Annotated in this window: 1 pseudogene; it reads right to left on the minus strand. The window is 75.1% G+C overall.

From position 1 onward, the window contains the following. A pseudogene (locus AOZ53_RS35270) lies at positions 1–273 on the minus strand (type VI secretion system tip protein VgrG); the annotation flags it as partial.

Genomic DNA, 273 nt, shown 5'->3' on the forward strand with positions numbered 1-273 from the left:
GTCGAACACGATCTGGTTGTAGCCCGCGCCGCCGAATTCCTTGCTCTTGAAGCCGCTCAACGCCGCCGCGTTGCGGTGGTTCTCGTCGCCGCCGGCCGCGCCATGCCAGGCCGGCGCGTTGCCCGCCGCAAGGTTGGCCTGGGCGCTGGGCGCGGCATCGCGCGCGGCGGCGTAGACCTGCGTGTCGGCCTTGGCGCCCGGGCGTCCGCCCGGCGTGGCGGGCGTGCCGCCTTCGCCGCGGCCGTTGTACAGCGCGCCCACCACGATGGGCTG

Origin of the sequence: Achromobacter sp. 2789STDY5608621 (genome assembly GCF_001299375.1) — a bacterium.
Lineage (GTDB): Bacteria > Pseudomonadota > Gammaproteobacteria > Burkholderiales > Burkholderiaceae_B > Achromobacter > Achromobacter insuavis.